We start from the raw sequence: 3,719 nt of genomic DNA, 5'->3' as shown, positions 1-3,719 counted from the left end.
CAGAAGGGGAGATTCTGGATATTGATGAAAAATTGCGCTCTCAGCGTTGTCACAAAGAGTTTAAAATATCCTCGCCCAATTATGCTACAGTAAATGCGGCTAAAATTGCCAGTATTAATACACAACTCACAGAAATTTGCAGGCACTATTAAAATGAAAGGGATGTCAGTATTCAAACTTTAGTGTCAATGGATAAACAAGCAATGGCTAAGTTGAAAGCAGCCATGATGGAAGCGGAAACGGTGGCTCAATTGACAGCAATAATTATTGATTATACTCATGAGGAAATGATGCAAGTTTTTGGTGAGCTAGAATGGGAAGAGCAGGCTAGAATTAAGGATATTTGGAATGCTGTTAGTTAAAGTAGATTGGTCTAAATCAGAGGTTTTAGTTTTTAACCGCAGATGTAAGCTGATAGACGCAGATGAACGCAGATTTGATTTTGTTAGTGTTCGCTGTGTATAATAATTTTATTTTGTACACAGCGAACAATGACATATCTAAACTAGGGATTCGATACACACTTGGCGGAAACGATCGCCCCGCTGCTCGAAGTTTTGGTATTGATCGAAGCTGGCGCAAGCTGGCGAAAGCAGCACTACTTTAGCGTTGTTCTGTTTGCCTAATTCTGCGGCTCTGGGCACTGCTTTTTCCATTGTTTCGACGATTTCCCAAGCGTTATAATTTGCTTGTTCGAGCCGATCGGCAAAAATACCTGCCGCATCCCCAATTAGCAGCACTCCCACAGCTTTGGCCTTGATTGTATCGATCCAAGCGCGATCGTCACCTTCTTTGGGATCGCCCCCCGCAATCAAAATCGCCGGTGCGCTGACAGCAGCCAACCCGACTTGTGCCGCATCGTAATTAGTAGCTTTGCTGTCGTTGATGAAATCTATGCCTTCCCAAGTGCGGATGTGTTCGAGACGGTGCGACACTCCGGGGAATTTAGCAATGGCTTGGGCGATCGCACTTCGATCGAGTCCCGCCAAATTAGCCGCTGCCACCGCCATCAACAAATTTTGCAAATTGTGCTCTCCCACCATCCGCAAAGACGAAGCCGGTAGAATTTTATCGCTTTGAGCGATTACCCAACCGTCTTCGATGTAGGCTCCAAAACTGCGTTTTCCCAACAATTCTTTTTCACCTTTAACACTCGTCCAACACGCATCCGGCCAAATGTCAACTCCTTGCTGCCGCAAACCAGGATCGTCGCCGTTAATGACTTGCAGTTCCGACTTTTTCAGCAAATGCGCTTTAATGTTGTAGTAATTTTCTAAAGTTTTGTGGCGGCTGAGGTGATCCGGTGTTAAAGTCGTCAAAACTCCGATTCGCGGCGCTACAGACGGCGAGGATTCTATCTGATAGCTGCTGATTTCTGCGATTACCCAATCCGGCTGTTTTTCGGCCAGAGCTAATTCGCACGCAGCATAGCCAATATTGCCGCAAGCGGGAGCGTGAAGCCCTGCTTCTGCAAAAATAGCAGCAATTAAAGCAGTAGTTGTAGTTTTGCCGTTAGTGCCAGTAATTCCCACCCAAGGAGCTTTGAGATAGCGCCACGCCAACGCCATTTCTCCGATTGTTTCAATCCCTAACTCTCTGGCGCGCGCTAATGCTGGGCTGTCCCAGGGAACTCCCGGACTTACTACTATTAATTCTATCGATTTGTCTGGTTCAAAAGTTTTACCTAACTCAACTGCAATTCCTTCGCTGGCGAGTTCCTGTTGCTGTTCGAGCAAATTTGGGGACGATGAGCGATCGCTCAGCGTTACTTCCCATCCTTCGCGTTTTAGCAGTCTGGCGGCGGCATTCCCCGATTTTCCTAATCCAATAATGTGAGCGATCGGCATATGTTATGTGTGTGATGGAGCGAATTTTCGGGTTTTTTCGTTTATGTCGGTTACGGTTTTTTGGGATGATTTAACCGCAGAGGGCGCAGAGGGCGCAGAGGGAGAGGAGAGAGATGATAGAAATGAATAATTCCGATACTAATTGATTTTATTTTACATCAAAACTTTTGGCGGCAATCTAATATCCAAAATCTAAAATCGATTGACGATCGCCCCAAAGTCAGCCAACACCCGCGCGTGATTCCGCAGCAAACCCAGCAAATTCAACCGATTTCGCTTAATTTCCGGGTCGGAATCCATCACCAAAACGCTTTCTGGCCCGTCAAAAAAGTTGCTCACAGCAGGAGCAATTTCTGTCAAGCTATCTACTAACTGCCGGTAATTCCGAGTTTGTTTGGATAGCTGCGTTTGCGGCACTAACTGCACCACAGCATCGTAAAAAGCTTGTTCGGACGACTTTTGAAATAGCTCTGGTTTCACCGCATTTTTCGGTTCCAATTGTGTTTTATCCAAATCGCCTTGAGCCGCCAAACGAGTTGAACGGTTGACTGTTTCGTAAATCCGATCCAATGTCTTGTCATTGCGGATTTGTTGCAGGAAAAGCGCTCTTTCCAAAGCATCCAACAAATCTCTCAATGCTCGTTCTGTATATTCTGAATCGTTTTCTCCCAAAACTGCATTCACCAAATCGTAATCTATATTCTTTTCTTCTTGCAGCAAAGTCCTAATTCTTTGCAGGAAAAACTCGGATAATTGGAACTGCAATTCCGGGCTTGTTTCCGGGCGGATTGCTGTAAATTCGGCAACACTTTCTGCAAGTAAATTGTGCAAATTTATTGGCAACTGAGCCGCCCAAATAATGTTAATTATGGCATTGGCTGCGCGGCGCAAAGCGAAGGGATCGGAGGAACCTGTCGGCAACATTCCCAAGCCGAAGATGCTGACTAATGTATCTAATTTGTCGGCTATTCCGACAATTTGACCTGTGAGTGTTTGCGGTAATTTGTCCCCCGCACCTTTTGGCAAATAATGCTCGAAAATCGCTGTGGCGACGGCTTCCGGTTCGCCGCAGGCTAAGGCGTATTTCTGCCCCATGATTCCTTGCATTTCGGGAATTTCGTAAACCATTTGGGTTACGAGGTCGGCTTTGCAAAGTAAGGCTGCTCTTTCTACGCAAGCTTGTTGTTCGCGTGTTATTTGCAGTTGGTTGGTGATGAGGCTGGCAATCTTGCAAAGCCGATCGACCTTGGCGCGCACAGTCCCTAAATCTTCCTGAAAAGTGACTGTTTCCAACTTGGGCAAATAATCCTCTAGAGGCTTGGCCAAGTCTGCTTTGTAGAAAAACTCACCGTCGGCCAACCTCGCCCGCACGACTCGCTCGTTACCGGCGGCAATAATCGCCGATTTCTCCGGATCTCCGTTGGAAATTGTAATGAAGTAGGGCAGAAGTTCGGGAAAGTCGGGGCTTTTGAGGATTGGAAAATAGCGCTGGTTTGTAACAATAATTGTGGTGATTACTTCCGGCGGCAATATCAAAAATTCTTCGTCAAATTTGCCGACTACTGCGTTGGGCCATTCTACTAAGTCGGTGACTTCTTCTAACAAATCTTCGGTAATGTCGGCGCAACCGCCTTGTTTTGTGGCTGCGGCTTCTACTTGTGCTTTAATTTGATTTTTGCGCTGCGCCCGATCGACCTCGACGCAAGCAGCCCGCAGACACTCGACATAATCTTCGGCTTGCGGAATCGAGACCCCCCCCGTCCCCCCCTTGCCGAGGGGGGGTGTAGGGGGGGTGTATAAGACCCGGTGTCCTTGGGAAATTCGATCGCTCTTGACCGTATCCGAACCGCTGACCAATTTGATCGGCAATAC

3 protein-coding genes are annotated in these 3,719 nt (G+C 46.9%); 1 reads left to right on the top strand and 2 read right to left on the bottom strand.

What is annotated here, in order from left to right; translation table 11 throughout:
- Positions 1 to 188 precede the first annotated feature (188 nt).
- Entirely contained in the window at positions 189 to 362 is a 174-nt protein-coding gene (locus WBA89_RS12660; RefSeq protein ID WP_424406860.1) for a hypothetical protein, read from the top strand.
- A 138-nt stretch (positions 363 to 500) separates the two neighbouring features.
- On the opposite strand, the gene murD is transcribed toward WBA89_RS12660, so the two are convergent.
- Complete coding sequence (murD, locus tag WBA89_RS12655; RefSeq protein ID WP_424406858.1) at positions 501 to 1,847, bottom strand: UDP-N-acetylmuramoyl-L-alanine--D-glutamate ligase; 1,347 nt, start codon at positions 1,845 to 1,847, stop codon at positions 501 to 503.
- 192 nt (positions 1,848 to 2,039) lie between these two features.
- Positions 2,040 to 3,719 (bottom strand): glycine--tRNA ligase subunit beta (gene glyS, locus WBA89_RS12650; protein ID WP_424406856.1); only part of this gene is annotated, 1,680 nt, incomplete at its 5' end.

This window comes from Microcoleus sp. (assembly GCF_049646505.1).
Taxonomy (GTDB): Bacteria; Cyanobacteriota; Cyanobacteriia; order Cyanobacteriales; family Microcoleaceae; genus Microcoleus.
The sequence above is the reverse complement of the archived record's forward strand: the minus strand, read 5'-3'. Positions and strand labels throughout refer to the sequence as shown.

Coding starts and splice junctions, on each gene's coding strand:
- murD (WP_424406858.1), bottom strand. CDS start 1,847: ATGCCGATCGCTCACATTATTGGATTAGGAAAATCGGGGAATGCCGCC.
- WBA89_RS12660 (WP_424406860.1), top strand. CDS start 189: ATGGATAAACAAGCAATGGCTAAGTTGAAAGCAGCCATGATGGAAGCG.